The 19,757-nt window shown below is 35.4% G+C and carries 22 protein-coding genes; 9 read left to right on the top strand and 13 right to left on the bottom strand.

Annotated elements, in window-relative coordinates:
• Nucleotides 1-79: 79 nt before the first annotated feature.
• Together OL225_RS01805 and panD are read right to left on the bottom strand one after the other, a co-directional pair.
• Nucleotides 80-1,108: a lysylphosphatidylglycerol synthase transmembrane domain-containing protein gene (locus tag OL225_RS01805; protein WP_264517078.1), complete on the bottom strand. Its 1,029-nt coding sequence runs from the start codon at nt 1,106-1,108 to the stop codon at nt 80-82.
• A 3-nt stretch (nt 1,109-1,111) separates the two neighbouring features.
• A complete protein-coding gene (gene panD / locus OL225_RS01800) occupies nt 1,112-1,462 on the bottom strand; it encodes an aspartate 1-decarboxylase (RefSeq protein ID WP_002976902.1) in 351 nt (116 codons plus the stop codon).
• A gap of 399 nt (nt 1,463-1,861) precedes the next feature.
• On the opposite strand from panD, the gene OL225_RS01795 reads away from it, so the two are divergent.
• On the top strand, nt 1,862-2,152 hold the full coding sequence (locus tag OL225_RS01795; protein ID WP_002976900.1) for an HU family DNA-binding protein: 291 nt from the start codon (nt 1,862-1,864) through the stop codon (nt 2,150-2,152).
• 276 nt (nt 2,153-2,428) lie between these two features.
• Here OL225_RS01795 and pdxH read toward each other — a convergent pair whose 3' ends face one another.
• A complete protein-coding gene (pdxH, locus tag OL225_RS01790) occupies nt 2,429-3,070 on the bottom strand; it encodes a pyridoxamine 5'-phosphate oxidase (RefSeq protein ID WP_047378874.1) in 642 nt (213 codons plus the stop codon).
• A gap of 24 nt (nt 3,071-3,094) precedes the next feature.
• Between pdxH and OL225_RS01785 the strand changes: the two genes are divergently transcribed.
• On the top strand, nt 3,095-3,643 hold the full coding sequence (locus OL225_RS01785) for a YqgE/AlgH family protein (protein WP_047378875.1): 549 nt from the start codon (nt 3,095-3,097) through the stop codon (nt 3,641-3,643).
• Nucleotides 3,644-3,744: 101 nt separating this feature from the next.
• Nucleotides 3,745-4,326, top strand: coding sequence for an N-acetylmuramoyl-L-alanine amidase family protein (locus OL225_RS01780; protein ID WP_047378876.1), 582 nt, complete (start codon nt 3,745-3,747; stop codon nt 4,324-4,326).
• A gap of 84 nt (nt 4,327-4,410) precedes the next feature.
• Here the strand turns inward: OL225_RS01780 and OL225_RS01775 are convergent, their stop codons facing one another.
• From OL225_RS01775 to OL225_RS01735, 9 genes are all read right to left on the bottom strand, one after another.
• The gene (locus OL225_RS01775) at nt 4,411-5,226 is read right to left on the bottom strand and encodes an aminotransferase class IV (RefSeq protein ID WP_264517077.1); all 816 of its coding nucleotides are present in this window, start codon (nt 5,224-5,226) and stop codon (nt 4,411-4,413) included.
• 78 nt (nt 5,227-5,304) lie between these two features.
• Nucleotides 5,305-5,691, bottom strand: a complete 387-nt coding sequence (locus OL225_RS01770) for an START-like domain-containing protein (protein ID WP_034696870.1) — start codon at nt 5,689-5,691, stop codon at nt 5,305-5,307.
• 188 nt (nt 5,692-5,879) lie between these two features.
• Complete coding sequence (locus tag OL225_RS01765; RefSeq protein WP_264518679.1) at nt 5,880-7,055, bottom strand: aspartate aminotransferase family protein; 1,176 nt, start codon at nt 7,053-7,055, stop codon at nt 5,880-5,882.
• A 95-nt stretch (nt 7,056-7,150) separates the two neighbouring features.
• Entirely contained in the window at nt 7,151-8,890 is a 1,740-nt protein-coding gene (locus OL225_RS01760; protein WP_264517076.1) for an OstA-like protein, read from the bottom strand.
• 3 nt (nt 8,891-8,893) lie between these two features.
• Nucleotides 8,894-9,367, bottom strand: coding sequence for a Fur family transcriptional regulator (locus OL225_RS01755; RefSeq protein ID WP_027374694.1), 474 nt, complete (start codon nt 9,365-9,367; stop codon nt 8,894-8,896).
• A gap of 65 nt (nt 9,368-9,432) precedes the next feature.
• On the bottom strand, nt 9,433-11,427 hold the full coding sequence (locus OL225_RS01750; RefSeq protein WP_047378879.1) for a KUP/HAK/KT family potassium transporter: 1,995 nt from the start codon (nt 11,425-11,427) through the stop codon (nt 9,433-9,435).
• A 114-nt stretch (nt 11,428-11,541) separates the two neighbouring features.
• Nucleotides 11,542-12,522: a pyruvate dehydrogenase complex E1 component subunit beta gene (locus OL225_RS01745; protein WP_047378880.1), complete on the bottom strand. Its 981-nt coding sequence runs from the start codon at nt 12,520-12,522 to the stop codon at nt 11,542-11,544.
• 240 nt (nt 12,523-12,762) lie between these two features.
• Nucleotides 12,763-13,182 (bottom strand): DUF2147 domain-containing protein, encoded by a 420-nt coding sequence (locus tag OL225_RS01740; RefSeq protein WP_034696866.1) that lies wholly within the window; start codon nt 13,180-13,182, stop codon nt 12,763-12,765.
• A 178-nt stretch (nt 13,183-13,360) separates the two neighbouring features.
• Nucleotides 13,361-15,289, bottom strand: a complete 1,929-nt coding sequence (locus OL225_RS01735) for an LTA synthase family protein (protein ID WP_264517075.1) — start codon at nt 15,287-15,289, stop codon at nt 13,361-13,363.
• Between the two features lie 89 nt (nt 15,290-15,378).
• Between OL225_RS01735 and OL225_RS01730 the strand changes: the two genes are divergently transcribed.
• From OL225_RS01730 to OL225_RS01710, 5 genes are all read left to right on the top strand, one after another.
• Entirely contained in the window at nt 15,379-16,092 is a 714-nt protein-coding gene (locus tag OL225_RS01730) for a CDP-alcohol phosphatidyltransferase family protein (RefSeq protein WP_047378882.1), read from the top strand.
• 41 nt (nt 16,093-16,133) lie between these two features.
• The gene (locus OL225_RS01725; RefSeq protein WP_047378883.1) at nt 16,134-16,898 is read left to right on the top strand and encodes a 3'-5' exonuclease; all 765 of its coding nucleotides are present in this window, start codon (nt 16,134-16,136) and stop codon (nt 16,896-16,898) included.
• A gap of 2 nt (nt 16,899-16,900) precedes the next feature.
• Nucleotides 16,901-17,299, top strand: coding sequence for a DUF2007 domain-containing protein (locus OL225_RS01720; RefSeq protein ID WP_264517074.1), 399 nt, complete (start codon nt 16,901-16,903; stop codon nt 17,297-17,299).
• Nucleotides 17,300-17,387: 88 nt separating this feature from the next.
• Nucleotides 17,388-17,993: a fumarylacetoacetate hydrolase family protein gene (locus OL225_RS01715; protein WP_264517073.1), complete on the top strand. Its 606-nt coding sequence runs from the start codon at nt 17,388-17,390 to the stop codon at nt 17,991-17,993.
• Nucleotides 17,994-18,051: 58 nt separating this feature from the next.
• Nucleotides 18,052-18,489 (top strand): universal stress protein, encoded by a 438-nt coding sequence (locus tag OL225_RS01710; protein ID WP_264517072.1) that lies wholly within the window; start codon nt 18,052-18,054, stop codon nt 18,487-18,489.
• A gap of 83 nt (nt 18,490-18,572) precedes the next feature.
• On the opposite strand, the gene OL225_RS01705 is transcribed toward OL225_RS01710, so the two are convergent.
• Entirely contained in the window at nt 18,573-18,806 is a 234-nt protein-coding gene (locus OL225_RS01705) for a DUF6341 family protein (protein ID WP_149833408.1), read from the bottom strand.
• 42 nt (nt 18,807-18,848) lie between these two features.
• Between OL225_RS01705 and OL225_RS01700 the strand changes: the two genes are divergently transcribed.
• Complete coding sequence (locus OL225_RS01700) at nt 18,849-19,754, top strand: DUF6427 family protein (RefSeq protein WP_047378892.1); 906 nt, start codon at nt 18,849-18,851, stop codon at nt 19,752-19,754.
• The last annotated feature ends 3 nt before the right edge of the window (nt 19,755-19,757 follow it).

The following is a 19,757-nucleotide window of genomic DNA, read 5'->3' as shown; positions in this document are numbered from 1 at the left end:
AGCTATTTAAGTCACAAATCACCATAAAAAAAGGTCCAATTAAAAAATTGAACCTTGTATTGTAGAAAAGAGTATTAAATTAATTTTCAAATTCCTTATCCGAAACGGCAGCATTTCTTGCTTTTGCCAGCATAGGAATAGAAATCAACCCCATCACCAGCATAATAACAATCTGTAACGGTAAAGAAATAAAGGAATAGGTAAGTCCCATTTCACCACCAAAATCAGCACTTTTTCCCACAGAGATAAAGAGTGCCATGAAACCATACTTCATAGCAAGGTTATAAGCTCCGATACCTCCACTGGCAGGAATTATCATTCCCAAAGTTCCCACAACAATAATAAAGAAGCCGTCTGCAAAGGTAAATGCAGATGTTTCAGGAAGTGCAAAGCAAACCAGATAAGCCGCTAAATAATAACAAATCCAGATTCCCAGTGTATAAAGGATGAATTTCCCTTTTTCTTTTAATTTAAAAATGGAAGTTATCCCCTGAAAAATCCCATCAATAAAGTTGACAATTTTTCCTAAAAACGGAATTCCTGAAAGTTTCTTTTTGAATACAAAAAATAAAACTGTTCCTGCAATCAGAACTGAAAGGACCAATAAAATTTTATTAGGATTCATGCTTATTCCGGAATTTTTATAGAATGACAGAATTGCATCATATTTAAACAATAAAGTCAATCCTAAAAAACCGAGCATACATATAAGGTCTACCACTCTTTCCAAAATGATAGTTCCAAAAGATTTGTCCACAGGTACTTTTTCTACTCCATACAGAGCCGTAGCTCTTGCCACTTCCCCACTTCTCGGAATGGTAAGGTTCATCAGATATCCAAATGATATTGACCAAAGGGAATTGGAATTTGAAATTTTGTATCCCATAGGTTCCAGCATCAGATTCCAGCGAATAGCCCTGAACCAATAAGCAAGAAGACCAAATACGGATGCCAACAGCACCCATAAATAATTTGCTTTCGCCAGTGACTTCTGAATCACTTTAAAATCAAGCCCTCTTAAGGCAAGCCATAAAAAAAAGCCTGCAAAAGCAAGCGATATTACTATTGTTAATATTGATTTTACGGGACTTTTTGATGTTTTCTCCATGTACTATGTAAGAAGGTTTGTTTTTTCGTCCGGGAAAACGATCTTCGGTTGGAAGTCTTTAGCCTCTTCCGGGGTCATCTGTGCATAAGCAATAATAATGATAATATCATCTTTCTGTACTTTTCTTGCTGCAGGCCCGTTCAGACATACTTCTCCGGATTTTCTTTTTCCTTTGATAACGTACGTATCAAAGCGTTCCCCGTTGTTCACATTCACAATATAGACCCTTTCTCCTACCACCAAACCGGCAGCTTCAATAAGATCTTCATCTATTGTTATACTTCCTATATAATTAAGGTCAGAGGCTGTTACTCTCACCCTATGAATCTTAGACTTAAAAACTTCTATTAGCATGATGCAAATTTATTAATAAAAATTAATAAAACAGGTCTTTAGTATCATTTAAAAACTCCCACAAACACAGGGGTTTAATTTTATAAAATACAAGGATTTTGAGAATTGCTTATAAATTTAATAATCATATGGTTAAAAAAATTAAATGTTTACACTTAATTTAGGATTTAATAAATACAAGAAATAATATTAACTTTTTGCTAAAGTCAATAAACATAAGCATTTGGCATGATTTTAGCAACGCGTAACGTAGATTTTCTGTAAAAAGTGGAATTATCATATTTTAACCAATTTCACCAAAAAGCAAAAAAATTTTACAAGTTTTAATAAAAAAATTGCACAATTAGAAAATAGTATTATATTTGCTATAATTACGAACTAACTTTAATATTAAAAATTATGAACAAGTCTGAATTAATCGACGCAATCGCTAAAGATGCAGGTATCACTAAAGTTGCAGCAAAAGCTGCTTTAGAATCTTTCATTGGTAACGTAACTACTACTTTAAAGAAAAAAGATGGAAAAGTATCTTTAGTAGGTTTCGGTACTTTCTCAGTAGCTGAGAGAGCTGCTAGACAAGGGATTAACCCTGCAACTAAAAAACCGATCAAGATCGCTGCTAAAAAAGTTGCTAAATTTAAAGCTGGAGCTGATTTATCAAATGCAGTTTCAGGTGCTAAGAAAAAATAATCATTCAGATTAAAAAAATTCAAGGGCTGTTTCTTAGAAACAGCCTTTTTTATTTGAAACAGTGAATGGAAGAAATTAAACCATTAAAAAGTCTTAAGCCGTTAAGAACTATTAAGTTTCGGCTAAAGCCATTTATAATATTGCCGTAAACAAATAAGCGGGCTTTAGCCCGCTTCTATTGATATTACAAAGTTTATATTTTCAGGATGACAGCACCATATTTAAAATCACCATCACTAAGCTCTAATTTTTAGTTTCTAACCTCTAATCTTCCCATTACGGTGCCAGTCTTGAAATTTTCCAATCCAGATCTTCCAGCTGATAAATAATCCTGTCATGAAGACGGTTGGGCCTTCCCTGCCAGAATTCAATTTCATAAGGTCTTGCCAGATATCCGCCCCAATTGGAAGGCCTTGGAACCTCAGTATTTTCATATTCCTTTTCCAGTTCTTTTAATTTCCCTTCTAAAAATTCTCTGTTGGGAATCACCTGGCTCTGTGGAGAAACCACCGCTCCCAATTGACTTCCTTTCGGTCTTGAATGGAAATAACCATCACTTAAGTTTTCTGCCAGTTTTTCAAGATCTGCCTTGATGATGATCTGCCTTTCAAGATTAGGCCAGAAGAAATGCAGGCATGCTTTATGATTGCTTTCTATTGCTTTTCCTTTTCGGCTGTTATAGTTGGTATAAAAAATAAATCCTTCATGGGTATATGCTTTAAGAAGGACCATTCTTGTTCTCGGACAACCGTCTTCCTCTACTGTGGAAACAGCCATAGCATTGGATTCTGAGATCATCGGGCTCTCGCTAGCCTCCAAAAACCAGTCTCTAAACTGCTCAATTGGATTTTGTTTTATCTCACTTTCAATAAGTTGGGATTTCTCGTACACTTTTCTTTTGTCGTGCAGGTTTTCCATAAATATTTTTTATTAAATTTGAGTATGAATCACTCATACAAAGGTAAAATATTAATCTCGACACCTGACATTTCCGGCGATATTTTTTCAAGATCGGTAGTGTTGGTTATTGAACATAATGAAAGTGGTGCATTTGGTTTGATACTGAATAAAAAGAACAGCCAGATGAGCAGCAAGTTCAAAGATTTTTTTGACTTTAAAATTGAGGTATATGATGGAGGTCCTGTGGAAAACGACAAAGTATTTTTTATTGTAAAAGGTAAAAGAGTTACTGAGATCTATACAGACATCACAGATGAATACTATCTTACAGAAGATATTGAACGTATCATCAATGCTGTTTTGAGCAGCGAACTGGATATTGAGAACATCAAAATATTTTCAGGGTATTCCGGATGGTCTCCGGGCCAGCTTGATACTGAAGTTCAAAGAAAAATGTGGACAGTAGTGGATGTTTATAATCTTGATTATACGCTTCCAAACGATCAGACTCTTTGGAAGTCTATTATGCAGAACCTTGGGGGAGAATTTCTTCTTTGGGCCAATTCACCTGAAGATATTTCACTGAATTAAATGCCATTTTCATGTAAATCAGACAATTAACAAACTTTAAGATTCCTTTAACCAATTTTAAAGAAAGTTTTTCCGTTCTTTGAAAAACTAAAATCACTGATATGAAAGGTATTACATTACTTGCTTTATCAATATTTTCTACCGCTTTTTTATCATTCAGCCCAATTAACAAAAAATACATTGTCATAGATGCCGGTCATGGCGGAAATGATTTTGGGGCTACACATGGTGAAATTCGTGAAAAAAATATAGCGTTAAGCGTTGCTAAGGAAATCCAAAAGATCAATGAAAGCCAGGATAAATATGAAATCATTCTGACAAGGGATTCTGACAGTTATCCTACTCTTTCCGAAAGAACAGCTCAGATCAATAAACTTAATCCTGAAATGGTTATTTCACTCCATGTCAACACGTCTTCTGAACAGGAGAGATCTGATAACGGATTCGAAGTTTATACTCAGAATTCTGATGTTTCAAAGGAATTAGCCGGAAAAATTTACAAGAAATTCAATGCCCGTAAAATATCGGAGAGCAATCTTCACATTTTAAGAGAAACTAAAGCACCTGCCGTATTGGTAGAACTTGGTTTCATCAATAATTCTGAAAATAGGAATTATATAACAAGTGAAAAAGGGCAGAAAGAAATCGCACAGAAATTTGTTGAAATCATCAACGAATACTAAATAAAAAAACAATTTCTGATTTACTCAGAATAAAACCCGGTAAAGGACTTCTGGAACTTTGTTGTTTACCGGGTTTGTCAATTTTTATTGATTAAAACTTTGCTTCCAGTTTTCTACCAGTTCTGAGAAACGGGAGTTTTCAAAAGTCTTATTTCTTATCTTACCTACAGAAAATATACCTTTCTCTTCAGAAATCATTAAAATCTCTTCAGCTTTCTGAGATTCAAATGCAATAATCTCATGTTCCTGAATATCAGCAAGGTTATTTTTATGTAAAAAAGTAACAAAATTTTCCATCAAAGGAGAAATGTAAGCTCCTTCAGTCTGCTTTGGTACTTTAATAACGTCACCTTCTAAAAAAAGAAGATTTCCTGCAGTGGTACGTGCTATTCTTTTATTCGGGTTCAGAAGAATAACGTCATCAAGGTCATTTTCCTGAGCATAGATCGCCCCGTAGATATTTTCCGGACAATGAACTCTGATATTGCTCAGAAGGTTATTATTAACGTTAATTTCTTTAATCAAATCCAATTCTAAAGGTCTTTGATGAACTGCCAGCACATCTGCCATTTCTGAAACTTCGTAAAAATAGGAAACAGAAGATTTTGCCAATGTTGTGCCGTCATTATTTCTGAACACCTGGAAATTGATAATTCCGTTCTTTACTCCTTTACCTTCAATAATTTCTTTTTGAAAAAGTGTCTGAAAAAACTCCAGAGTGTAAGTCAAAGGAATATTCATTCTCATCTTTCTCATGGAAGCCATCAGGAAAAAATAGCATTCTTCGTCCATGATCAATCCACCATTTCTTACAAAGAAAGAAACTTTCACTGAGTCGCCCCAAAGGAAGGCTCTGTTCTTTACATTTAACTCGTCTGATGTAAAATATTGATTTTCCAATTTTTGATGTGATTTATTTACAAAAAAATAATGAACGATAAATCGTTCATCAGTTTTATCATTTAATATAGCCCGGTATTATGCCGCACCTAGTTTTATTCTCAGGTTCTCAATAAGATTTTCCCAATACATTGCATTTTCCTCTTCATCACCTTCTTCACAGAAGTCTGTAATATTTAAAGCCAGATCTTCTGTAATATCATCAATTGTGATCGTCATTTCAAAGAAATTTTTTGTTCCTTCATCTTCTTCCCATCTGAAACGCACGAAACCTTCAGGCTTATATCTGATCAAAGTGGCCTTCTCAGCAGGTCCTCCACCCCAGCTAAAAAAGAAATCATCGCCTTTCTCTGTTACCTCATCCGCAAACCATTCAGACAATCCCTCTGCAGTTGCCAGATATTCATATAAAATCTCTGATAAACAGTGCATTGGAAATTCGTAATGGACTTTATGTTTCGCCATATAATCTTTGTTTTATCGTCCCGCAATATATAAATTAATTTTTTTATTACGCAAAAAAACAATTACTTTTTTAAAGAATCAGTATGATATTTATCACAGGATTTAAATCCTTATTCTATTAATTTTTAATGGTTAAACTTGCCATGTAAAGCATAAAAAAATCTCTCCTTTCCGGAGAGATTTTATCTTTAATTTTCGTTTAGTATATCAAGAATAATATGACATCCTTCTCTTATTTCTTCCTTAGACAATGTAAGAGGTGGAGAGATTCTCAGGTACTCATTTCTGTACAGCTGCCAGAAAACCACCAATCCTCTTTCCATACATTTTTTGGCTACTTCCAATGTATATTCAGGAGTTCCGAGATTTACAGCAAGCATTAAACCCTTACCGTTAATGTTTTTAATTTTTGGATGAACTAAAAGTTCTCTGAACAGTTTTTCTTTTTCTTCTACTTCATTCATCAATCCGCTGTCCAGTACTTCCTTTAAAGTAGCATAGCTTGCAGCTGCAATCAATGGATTTCCACCGAAAGTAGTGATGTGCCCCAGCTTTGGTGAATGTGATAAGCTTTCCATAATTTCTCTGGAACTCATAAAAGCTCCTACAGGAACTCCTCCTCCCATTCCTTTACCCATCACCAGGATATCCGGAACGATTCCAAAGTGTTCAAAAGAGAATAATTTCCCTGTTCTCCCAAATCCGGGCTGAATTTCATCTAAAATCAAAAGTGCTCCTACTTCTTCACATCTTCTTTTCAATTTGATCAGATAGTCCTTATCGGGAACCAGAAATCCAGCTGCTCCCTGAATAGTCTCAAGGATAACACAAGCTGTTTTCTCCGTAATTTTATCGAAGTCCTTTTCATTATTAAATTCAATAAAAGAAACCATCGGCAGTAAAGGTCGGAATTCTCTTTTATGGGTTTCATTTCCTGAAACACTTAAAGCACCATGCGTATTCCCGTGGTAAGAGTCTTTAAAGGAAACAATTTCTTCTCTTCCCGTATATCGTTTTGCAAGCTTCAAACTTCCGTCAATAGCCTCAGCACCACTGTTCACAAGATAGGTAACTTCCAAAGGCTCCGGAGTAGCTTCTGCAAGCAGTCTGCATAATGCGATGGGTTTTTCCTGCGCATATTCCCCGTACACCATTACATGAAGGTATTTATCTGCCTGTTCTTTGATGGCATTTACAACCTTAGGATGTGAATGTCCCAAAGTGTTAGCAGAAACTCCCGCTACAAAATCCAGATATCTTCTTCCGTCTGTTCCGTAAATATAGCTTCCTTCTGCTTTTTCAACTTCAAAACCTGCAGCAAATTTTGTGGTTTGAGCTTGATATATAAAAAAATCTTTTTGCATTTCCATTGTCTCCAAAATTTCAGCAAAGCTATAAAAGATTCATTAAACGTTAAAATTAATCCGCAAAAAAGACCAGTGAGTACTGGTCTTTTATATTATTTTCTGGTTCGTTTAGGCTTTTTGGCTTCTTCTTTAGCTTTTTCATCGTCTATCGCTTTTTGAGCTTTATCGAAGAGCTCACTATCAGCAGTGTATTGTATTTCCTCGTTGTTTGGAGTATCTACAAGAATATCCTGCCATTTTCGGATCCGGTCTTTGGTATTCCAGTTAAAATCGGGAAATTTCCTTCGTGCAGGTTCTATTTTACTCATCGGATAGGTATCTGAAACAGCACCAATGCTACACGAAATAATCTGCAGAGCTCTTTCTTCAAATAATGCTCCGATAATTCCGCAGGTAGAAAGGGTAATTCCTATTCTTTCCGGTTTTTTGGTTTCCTGATCGGTATCATCTACATAGACAATAGACTGGGCATTTCCTACTACTCTTGCTTCTTTAATATCATTTTTCTCATAGTAAACCGTCATGAATTTTCCTTTTACCTGATTGAATTCATCTTTCAGGTTCAGGGAGTCTACTTTGCTAATAGCAAAAGCATTTCCGATAACTTTTAATGAGTCGATATCTTCTGTCTTGGTATTGAAATAAGCTTCTACTTTATCACCGGTTACCTGTTTTTCACCGCTCCAAAGAATCGGGTTGGTATACATATGCATGACACCATCTGTTTCATTGAAGGCAATGGAATCTGCTCTTCCCTGTGCATTGGATTTATAAATACGGGCTTTTTTAAAGGCTCTTAAGTAGCTTTTCTTAACTTTAATATCCAGTGAATCCGGCCTTTGATAAGAGATGATTTTTTCTGATGCAAAATAGATGGAATCTTTTTCCATCACTTTTACCGCATAAGGATTTTTCGTCATCATTGCGGAGTCTTTTTTCTCAAAGATCTCTCCGTAGCCACCTTTTATATATCTTCTCTCTTTTGGATCATCAAGGGTTACATTTCCCGTTGCTTTACCGAATCCAGTAATCTGATTATAGTACATATCATCACCGGTAAGGATTTTCTCGTTATAAAAGATTCTGGAGTTTTTGGTTAAATAAGCCTCCTTGGAATCCATTTTATAAGTTCCTTTTTCAGTGTAGATTCTGTTTCTTGGATTGGTTTTGCTGGTAATGGTTGTAGGGCCTAAAAAGTCAGCAATTTTTGTATTCTGATTCTGCTTGATATTGGGTCCTTCAATGATATATTGAGGCGTTTCAATTTTTACATTTCCTGTAAGGTCTACAACTCTTGTATTGAGAAAATAAGTTCCTACTTTAGCGTAGGTTACATTCTGGCCATCCGAGATTGTTCCTCCTGTATTAAAATAAGCCTGATTAGCCAGTCTGTCATAATACAGAATATCTGTTTTTATTGTTTGTTTTGGATCGGTTAAGACCACATTTTTTCTGGCAACACCTTTCTGAGTATTGGCATCATATTCCATTTCTCCTGCTGTGATTACAGAGCCATCTGTATTTTGAAGTCTTGTATTGCCTATTGCTTTTACAAAGTTCTCTTCATTATACAGAACTACTTCATCTGCTGTAAGAATGGAGCCTTGATGTTCAATCTGAACATTCCCGGTAAAATATTGATTCCCGTCATATTTTTCAGGGTTTTTCTTGATCTCGTCCGCATGGATGATCTTTACCTTATCTTCAGGTCTCACCTGTTTGGGCTGAGCCGGTGAAGGAGTCTGCAAATAGGGATCTCTCTTCACAGGAGTTTTATCCTGCGCAAAGCTTAGCGTAGAAATAAAGATTAACAGAAAAAGGATTATTCTCATTAATTAGTCATTCTTAGTGCCATAAAAATATAGCGAATGAGAATCAATTTTTACGCCAAATGCTTCTTCAATGGCTTCTTTGATTCCTTGGATTCTTGGGTCGCAGAATTCAATAATTTCTTCAATCTCTTTATCAGAGTCTTTTTTGTAGATCACCAGGTGGTCATGCTGTTTGTCAAAATAAGACTTCTCATAAGATGAAGAGGTCAATGTCTTTTCTCCAAACTGATGCTTACGGATCAATCCTGCATCAAGGAAAATTTCAATAGTGTTGTAAATGGTTGCTTTGGAAACATGGTATTTTTTCTGCATCATCAGAAGATACAGATCATCCACGTTGAAGTGATGATCCATATTATAAATCTCTTCCAATATCGTATATCTTTCAGGTGTGTTTCTGAACCCTTTTTCTAGTAAGTAGTTTCTCAAAACATCCTTGATCAAAGCTATATTTTTTTCTTTTTGTACTGTATCCATTAAAAAAATTATCTACAAATTTATTGAATTTTATTTAAATAGATATTATAGTTAATACTAGTAGGTTACGAGTTATGACGGAAATACCCGGACTGCTCTATCTTATTATCGTAAACTGTTAATTCTGTGATCGGCGCAGATTCCACTTCAACGTTATGAGAAGATACTCCCCAGGCCTTAAAGTCATCACTTCCGATATACTTCACAAAGTTATAAATGTTAAGAATAATCTTTTGCTTAACAGTTAAAAGGATATCGTTGATATAGGTGTTATCTATGATTACATATTTAAGATCCGGCGGTATCTCATGAGATCTTAAAGATGGATGGCTGCTTCTTGAAGGAATGGTTCCATCAGCCATTAAATCTTTAAGAACCATATTGAAGTAATCATTGATTCTACGGTCTACTTTAAATCCTAAAAGGAAGTTGATTTTATATACTGTTCCCGGAAGAATTTCGTCTACTGTATATTTAAAAGTATATGGATCTTCCTGGTTTACGATGCTCAGGATGAAATAATGATCTGCTCTTTTCGGCTGTTTCTTGATGATGGAATAGATGATTTTTGATTCTACTTCATCGTTTCTTTTTGCTCTGCTCAGGTAAGCCAGGTTTGTAGCATATTTCGGAATAGTTTCATCCAGTTTCATGTCTTTAAGGATAGACACATACTTTTCTATTTTCACAAACTGGATAAATCTTGTTTTGATCAGTCGTCCGTTATACCATGCATACATAGAAAGTCCGATAGAACCGGCCAAAACAACCGTAATCCATCCTCCTTCCATAAACTTGATAATATTGGCACTGAAGAAACCTAGTTCAATAGCCATATAAACAAATGCGAAAAATAAAATCAATATTTTGCTTACTCTTTGTTTCAATAGCCAGAACACCAGCAGGATAGTTGTCATCAGCATCGTAACTGTAATGGAAAGTCCATAAGCCGCTTCCATTTTTCCGGATTCCCTGAAATGCAGTACGACAATAATACACAGAATAAGAAGTCCCCAATTGATTCTTGGAATATACATCTGTCCCTTAACCCCGGAAGGATAATCAATTTTTTGATTCGGCCATAAGTTAAGAGACATTGCTTCTGAGAATATGGTGAAAGAACCTGTAATCAATGCCTGGCTGGCAATAATTGCAGCTGCTGTTGCTAAAATTACTCCCGGGATGATCATCCATTCTTCCATAATTCCAAAGAACGGGTTTACTACAGAGAATCCAGGTTTGTTGTAATTCGTCAAAAGCCACGCTCCCTGTCCAAGATAGTTTAGGATAAGCATAACTTTAACAAATCCCCAGCTTACTCTGATATTTTTTGCACCGCAGTGCCCCAAGTCTGAATAAAGTGCTTCTGCTCCTGTTGTACAAAGGAAAACAGCACCTAAAATAACAATTGCACTTGGTGAGTTGACAATAAGTTTGTAAGCATAATAAGGATTGAAAGATCTTAAGATTTCAAAATTTTCGCTCAGGTGCATTACTCCCAAACCACCTAATACCAGGAACCAGACCACCATTACAGGGCCAAAAAATTTACCGATAAAGCTGGTCCCAAATTGTTGTACTACAAAAATAACAATCAGAATTCCAATGGTGATAGGTACGACAGGGGTGTGAGGGTTATAAATTTCAAGACCTTCAATGGCTGACATTACGGTAAGTGATGGTGTAATTACCCCGTCTGCAATAAGAGCGGCAGCCCCTACAATAGCAATGAGATACAACCATCCTTTCTTAAGGTTTCTTACTAATGAAAACAAAGCAAGTATACCTCCTTCACCTTTGTTATCTGCTCTTAAAGCAATGATCACATATTTTATTGTGGTCTGCAAGGTAAGTGTCCAAATAATACATGAAAGAGCCCCTTCTATGTATTCATTGAAAGGCATATTGCTCCCTTGGGATCTTGCATTCACAATTGCTTTCATTACGTAAAGCGGAGAGGTACCAATATCTCCAAAAACAATTCCTAGAGACACTAAAACTCCAATAAAGGAAAGTTTCTTTATGTCGAAGTGGTAACCATCTTCTGTAACTTCTGCCATATCAGCTTAATTTATTTTAAAGGCGCAAATTTATACTAATTTTATGACGTCAAGAATTTTTCTTCATGAATATAATAAATGAAAAAACTTCCTTTCGGAAGTTTTTCTCTATAACTATTTTACGTACATCGCTTTTTTGATTTCTTCTTTCACTTTTTCAAGTTTAGGAAACCATTCTGCAAATAATGCTGCAGAGTAAGGTGCAGGTGCATCAGGAGTAGTAATTCTCTTGATAGGGGCATCTAAATAATCAAATGCTTTTTGCTGTACCATATAAGTAATTTCAGAAGATATAGAAGCAAATGGCCAAGCTTCTTCTAAAATAACCAATCTATTTGTTTTCTTCACTGATGCCAGAATAGTATCAAAGTCAAGAGGACGAACTGTTCTAAGGTCAATAACTTCTACAGAGATTCCTTCTTTAGCCATATCTTCAGCAGCCTGTAAAGCCAGCTTCATGATTTTACCAAAAGAAACCAAAGTAACGTCTGTACCTTCTCTCTTGATATCTGCTTTTCCTAATGGTAAGTAGTATTCTTCTTCAGGAATTTCCATTTTATCTCCATACATCTGCTCAGATTCCATGAAAATAACCGGGTCATTATCCTGAATTGCAGTTTTCAACAACCCTTTCGCATCGTAAGGATTTGAAGGTACTACTACTTTAAGGCCGGGAATGTTTGCAAACCAGTTTTCAAAAGCCTGAGAATGGGTAGCTCCTAATTGTCCTGCAGAAGCCGTAGGTCCACGGAAAACAATTGGACAGTTCCATTGCCCACCACTCATCTGACGGATTTTTGCAGCATTATTGATAATCTGATCAATTCCTACCAATGAGAAATTGAATGTCATATACTCTACAATAGGTCTGTTACCATTCATCGCAGCCCCAACAGCAATTCCTGTAAAACCAAGTTCTGCAATTGGAGTATCAATTACTCTTTTAGGACCAAACTCATCCAGCATTCCTTTTGAAGCTTTATAAGCACCATTGTATTCTGCAACTTCCTCCCCCATTAAAAAGATGGATTCGTCTTTACGCATTTCCTCGCTCATTGCCTGTGCAATTACCTCACGAAAAGTATATTCTGCCATATTTATTCGAAAAATTTAGACTACAAAAATAGTGTTTTTTTATTATACACATCATAAAAAAGCTCTTCATTTGAATGAGAAGTCCTTTTATTAATTTTATTTAAAACTGATTTTTCTCCTGTAAACTCAGTTCTTTGTAATTTTTCTGAGATCCAGTAAAATTTCCCCAATAATTCTTTTGCAGACAAAAAATGACATCTCATTTCTGAAATGTCATCTAAAATTCTATTTAAACTTAAATTAATTAGCTTTCTCCCAAACCTGGGTTCTTCCTAATAAAGATAATCCTAAGTAACCTCTTACGTTCAGCTTATCACCGCTTCTTGTAATTGTACATTTATAAGTTTTTCCGGTTTTAGGGTCCGTAATTGTTCCTCCCGTGAACTCATCACCATCTTTTTTCAATCCTCTGATGATCTCTAATCCTAAAATGGGTTTCCCTTTTCTGTCATCCTTACAAAGTGTACAGTTCGGATCAGCAGGCTTTATCAATAACTGAGAAACTTTCCCATAATATTTCCCATCTGATTTTTTGTACACTTCAACAATAGATTTTGCCTGTTTTGTCTCATCATCTATCGTTTTCCACTTCCCTTCTATTTGTGCAAATGTGAGTACCCCACATAGAGAAAGCGCAAACGTTAACAATATTTTTTTCATATTTCTTATAGTTTTAATTTTAATATAATATTCTTATCTACGTATTGATAAAAATATAAATTAATTTTCAATGAACAAAAACTTTTATTATACAAAGCATAAAGAGCTTATGAAAGATAAAATGGTAAACCTAACAAAATGCAGGTTTTCATATTAACCTGCTTTTCTATCTTTTACCTTAATACAGTTTCCTGTTAATTACTCTGTCCATATAATCCTGATACCAAGCTTTTGCAGTTTTCTTTCCAGATTCAACTTCAGAGTTTTTAACTTCATTCATAATATTTTTTTCAAGACTCAGGTCTGATTTGTCATATACTCCGATAATTTCTTTTCCATCAAAACGGTAAATGTAATTTCCGATCATGAACTGATCCGTACTTCCATCAGAGTTTACTATTATGAAAGGATATTTTTTATCACTTACCAAACTTCTGCCCCAGCTTCTAATGGGTTTGTTATATCCGATAAGGTCAGCCAATGTAGGATATATATCTGCCTGCTGGGCTATTTCCTGACTGACTCCTTTGAGCTGATAAGCAGGATTCGGGGAATAGAATACCAACGGAACGGCATAACGGTTCATCGCTCTTTCATATTCCGGATAATACACCTGATTGGTATGATCTCCTGTGAAAACAAAGATTGTATTATTATACCAGGGCTGCTTTTTTGCGGTTTCAAAATACTGTTTGATAGCATAATCCGTATACTGCATCGGCTCATGGATTTCAATTTTCCCTTTTTTAAATTTACCGTTATATTTTTCAGGTATTTTAAAAGGATGGTGTGATGAAGCAGTGAATACTGTAGTCATGAAAGGTTGCTTTTTTCCTACATTTTTAGCAAAATACTGAAGGAAAGGCTCATCCCATATCGCCCACATTCCATCAAAGTCTTCATCATGATTGTATTCTGTTTTTCCGAAATAGTGTTTAAATCCTAAAATATTTCCAAATCCAAGGAATCCCATAGATCCATTCGGTGCTCCATGATAAAAAGAAGTATCATAACCCAGATCATTACATACCGAAACAATAGACTGTATTTTCTGATTGGAATACGGAGATCCTGTAAAGGCATCTGTAAGACTCGGAATTCCGGCCAGCACACTGCTCATCCCGTGAATAGACTGCCTTCCGTTTGCAAAAGTATTGGGAAAAATAAGACTTTGACCAGCCAGACTATCCATAAACGGAGTATAAGAAACGTAATCTTTGATATTTTTATCTTTATTAAAAGCTCCGGAATATTCCCTACCGAAGGACTCTACAATGAAAATAACAATATTGGGACGGTTTTCAACTTTTCTGTCATATACTTTATAAGGCTGTACATTTTCTTCAATATATTTTTGATCTACGAAGTGAACTTCCTTGAAATTATTGGTATTTAAAGTCCTGAAAAAGGAGAATGTACTGTTGAGTACCATATTTCCCTGCAGTGGATTCGTTACAAAGCGGGTAGCATCCACCATATTAATAGGTCTTGTACTGTGTTTAAAATCCCCTCTGATTCCTCCTACAACCAATACCGCAGTGAGACACAGCGTAACAATGGAAGTAATAAAGTAAGGAAGTAATTTCAGAGGTTTTACCTCCTCTACTTTTACTCTTTTGTAAAGGAAAACCCACAGTCCCATTAAAACAATAAACCAAACCATCACAAAAGGATGTTCTCCCACAGAGATCATCAGCGTTTGGGAAACGTTGGATTCATGTTCAGCTACCTGAAATACTGCAGACGTAAGTCTTGCCTGTGAGAATTTATAGTAAATAAAATCCCCGAAATTCATGGCATAAGCAATCCCGTTGGTAATAAAATACAGCCAGAAGAGAATTTTCTGAAAAACTTTCTTTGTGTTGATGACCAAAGGCAATAAGCTAAGGAGTATAAACAATGCATTGACATATAAAATAGCAGTGGTATCGAAAGCTGTACCATGGAAGGCCAGCTTTATATATTCTGAGACAGAGTCAACTTTAATCAGGCCTTTATTAAAATACCAGAATAATAGTCTGGCAATCTGATAAAAAACATAGGCTAAAAAAATCCTGTACACCAATGCCAGAACTTCCTGTTTTCTAAATCCTTTTAAAAATTTCATGGGGCAAATTTACATCAAAATCACTTTAATGCATTTTTTAGTGCAGATTATTTTGAGTTAGAATTTTTAAAAACTGTAATTTTGTGGTTATGAATTTTATAAAGAATAATCTGGCCAATGCCTTAACCCTGGCTAACTTATTTGCAGGCTGTATAGGAGCAATACATCTAATTTTAGGAGATTATCAGACTACAGCAGTCTGCCTTATTCTCTCTTCAATTTTCGATTTTTTCGATGGATTTGTAGCACGAGCTCTAAAATCAAATTCAAATCTGGGACTTCAGCTGGATTCTCTTGCGGATATGGTAAGCTTTGGGGTAATACCTGGCCTTACCATGTATAAAGCTCTTGAACCATTTGGTACAGAACTTCTTGGAATTCACTTTCCGTTTGAAATCAAGTATCTCGGACTGATCGTTACGGTATTTTCCTGCCTGAGGCTTGCCATCTTCAATCTTGATGAAGAGCAGCGTTATTATTTCAAGGGATTGAACACACCCACTAATACTGTTTTATTGTTTGGTCTCTATTATGCGTTTAAAGAAACCGGAACTTTTAGCTTTTTATTCGATAATGAACTATTGCTGATTCTTCTGACTCTTCTTACATCATGGCTTCTGATCAGCCCGATTAAAATGATGGCAATGAAATTCAAATCAAAACAGTTAAAAGATAACTATCCTAAAGTAGTATTGCTTGTAGGAGGAATTGCTATTCTTGCCCTATTTCAGGTAGTAGGAATCCCGATGCTTGTTATTTATTATATATTGGTGTCCCTCATTTTTCAGGGACAATTAAAATAATTTATTTAAATAAAACACATTTCAAATTATTAATCATCAACATGAATTTAAAACTCCATAAACCACTTTGTATTTTTGACCTGGAAACCACAGGAACCAACATAGGAAAAGACAGAATTGTTGAAATCTGTATTTTAAAAGTAAATCCTGATGCCTCCAGAGAAAGCAAAACATGGCGCGTCAACCCGGAAATGCTTATTCCTAAAGAAAGCAGTGAGATCCACGGGATTTATGATGAAGACGTTAAGGATGCTCCAACCTTCAGAGATATTGCTTCTAAAATTATGGAAATGATTACCGGAAGTGATTTGGGAGGATTTAATTCCAACAGATTTGATGTTCCGCTTTTGGCTGAAGAACTTTTAAGAGTAGGAATGGATTTTGATCTGAGTAAATTCAGATTAGTAGATGCACAGACTATTTTCCATAAGAAAGAACCTAGAAACTTAGGCGCTGCTTACCAGTTCTACTGTGGAAAAACATTGGAAAATGCCCATTCTGCAGAAGCTGATGTAATGGCAACATTTGAGGTTCTGGACGCTCAGGTTGGAAAATATGATGATATTCCGAATGAAATAGCCCCGCTAAGCGAGTTTACATTCCATAATAAGAATGCAGATCTTGCCGGATTTATCGGATACAATGAAAAAATGGAAGAGGTTTTCAACTTTGGAAAATATAAAGGCCAGGGTGTGAAAGCAGTTTTTCAAAAAGATTTAGGATATTTCGGATGGCTTCAGAATGCTGACTTCCCGTTATATACTAAGAAGGTTTTTACAAAAATTCAACTCTCAAGCAGATTTTAAATATGTCTGACCTGGTTCGTTTTAAATTTTATGAAACTGCCCTTGAAGCTAACAGGGACAAACAGATACTGGCTGAAAACGGGATCAACAGCTTTATTGCCAATGAGCAGCTCATCCAGTCGGATTGGCTTCTGTCGCAGGCTGTAGGCGGGATACAGCTTCAGGTATTTGAAGAAGATCTTGAGAAAGCCAAACAGATATTGCAGGATTATAAAGACAATGAACAATATTCGTTGGAAGTAGAACACACCATTGAAGATCCTGAGTTTGATTTTGTATGTCCAAAATGTGGTTCCAATCATATTTACAGGGATGACAGTGCAACCAGCTTCTTTGGAATTTCTTTTCTGACGAGTCATAAATTCAAATGCTATTATTGTGGGAATGAGTTTACTCATTAACCTGTTAGGAATTAATAGTCTTTAATCCATCAAAAAGATTGCTTCATTCCTCGCAATGACGAGGTCAAAAATATAAACAAAAAGAGTTATGAAAATAATCTGTATAGGAAGAAACTACAGTGAGCATGCAAAAGAATTAGGAAACGAAATTCCTGAGAATCCTGTTATTTTTATGAAACCGGATACAGCGGTTCTGAAAGGAAATGATTTTTATATCCCTGAATTCTCAAATGATATTCACTACGAACTTGAAGTCGTATTAAAAATTTCCAAGGGAGGAAAGTATATCCAGAAAGAAGCGGCAAACAAACATTATGAAGAAATAGGTCTGGGAATAGATTTCACAGCCAGAGACCTTCAGAGTGAGCTAAAATCAAAAGGACTTCCATGGGAGCTTGCTAAAGGTTTTGACGGTTCTGCAGTGGTAAGCAATTTCTTCAAAAAGGACAGCTTTAATCTTGACAGCCTTCAGTTTTCATTATTAAAGAACAAAGAGAAGGTACAGGATGGCAATACAAAAGACATGATGTTCAATTTTGATGATATCATTGCTTTTGCTTCTCAGTATTTTACGTTAAGAGTAGGTGATCTTATCTTCACAGGAACTCCAAAAGGAGTTGGAAAGGTAGAGGAAAATGACATTCTGGAAGCTTATCTTGAAGATGAAAAAATTCTTGACATCCGAATATTATAAGTATTTAACACAGAATCTGACAAATTTTTCTTATCTTTAGGTAACAAAATTAGAGGTTATGATAAATATTGTATTACCCGTAGATTTTGGGGACAAGACAGACCAATTGGTAGACGGTGCCATAAAATTTGCAAAACAGCTTAACGGCAGAATTTACCTTATCCATGTAGCGCCATCAGATATCGGCTTTGCCATTGGCGATATGGGATTTCAATATTTTCCGGAAGTGGAAGCCAATGAAATCATAGAAGAGCTGGTGCAGCTCAATAAAATTGAGCAAAGAATCATTGCTCATGATATCGACTGTGAGCACCTTTTAAAACAAGGACTCGCCAAAGATATTATTCTGGAACATGCAAAGGCAAAAAATGCAGATTATATTGTGATGGGATCACATGGCAGAAGCGGAATTTATGATGTATTCGTGGGAAGCTTAACCAAGGGAATTACGAAAAGTTCAAATATTCCTGTACTGGTACTTCCAATTCACGACTAAGAAAAAGAAATTTTAATCGTTAGTAATAAAAAAACCGATCAAAGCATATTGTTTGATCGGTTTTTTACTATATAACCAATTAATTAACCTTCTTTTTTGTAGATATTCGGATCGTAGTAAGGGTGCTTACCTTCCGTTGGAGAATAATAGTCTTTGTCTTTGTCTCCACCTAATGTTACTACAAGTACATAGCACCAATAAGTAAATAATACACAGCAAACTGCAAATAGAATCCAGTTTAAAACATTACCGAAAGTATCAAAGAAACCGAAAGTCCATTTGAAAACTTTACTTAAGAATAGAAAGAAAGACGTCATTATTTTCCTTTTTTAAATTAACTTTGTACAAATTTATAAAAAATGTTTAAATTACTTTCAAAAGAAAGCAATATTTTTTCAATTCCTGTTTATATTGGTTTTCTTCTTTTAGTAGTCGTAATATTTAACATACTGAATTTCAACACTTATGAAGCCATTGTTGCCGGAATAACTTTTCTGGGAATTGCTTTGGGATATTTTTGTTTTCACAGTATTGCCCTTAATTATCAGACACATCTTCCATTATTTCTATATACTTTTTTCATTTTCGGGCTGTATCCCGGAAATCTGGATATAGGAATTGCCGTTTCGCTGCTTACAAATTCCTTTCTTATTCTTCTTCTGACAAGTGCGGATGAAGACATCAGAAAGAAGTCTTATGTATTGGTAGGATCTATTGTGGCATTGAACTTTATTTTTCTTCCTACTACCTGGCCGATGGCTGTTTTTGTGATTATTCACGTGATCGCTACTTCAGCCAAAATCACTTTGAATCTTTTCAGATTCCTACTGGGAATTGTACTGATTACCTTCAGCTATTTTTCTGTGATGTATTTCGTTCAATTCACATCCTGGAATATAGATTATTTTCCGTTTGGAAAGATGAAGCCGGTAACGGATTATACGGAACTTCTGCCCTTAATTCCCGTGGTTCTGATGCTTATTTATGCGGTATATGACCATTTTAAAAACTATAATAAGAAAAGCCCGATAAGCAGGTATAAATATACGTTCCTGCTGGTCTTTTCGATGGCACAGCTTGTTTCCATCATCCTGTATATGAATAAGAGCTATGAATATCTGCTGCTTCTGGCATTTCCTTCGAGTATTATCCTAAGCAGAATGATGCGGTTTTTGCCTAAATACTGGATGCGTGAAGCCAGTGTATGGCTTATTATTATTAGCTTACTTACCTTTAAAGCAGGTACAGTTTTTGATTTATTTTAAAAA

Origin of the sequence: Chryseobacterium viscerum (assembly GCF_025949665.1) — a bacterium.
Classification (GTDB): domain Bacteria; phylum Bacteroidota; class Bacteroidia; order Flavobacteriales; family Weeksellaceae; genus Chryseobacterium; species Chryseobacterium viscerum_A.
Note: the sequence above shows the minus strand (reverse complement) of the source record. Positions and strands in the feature narration are given on the sequence as shown.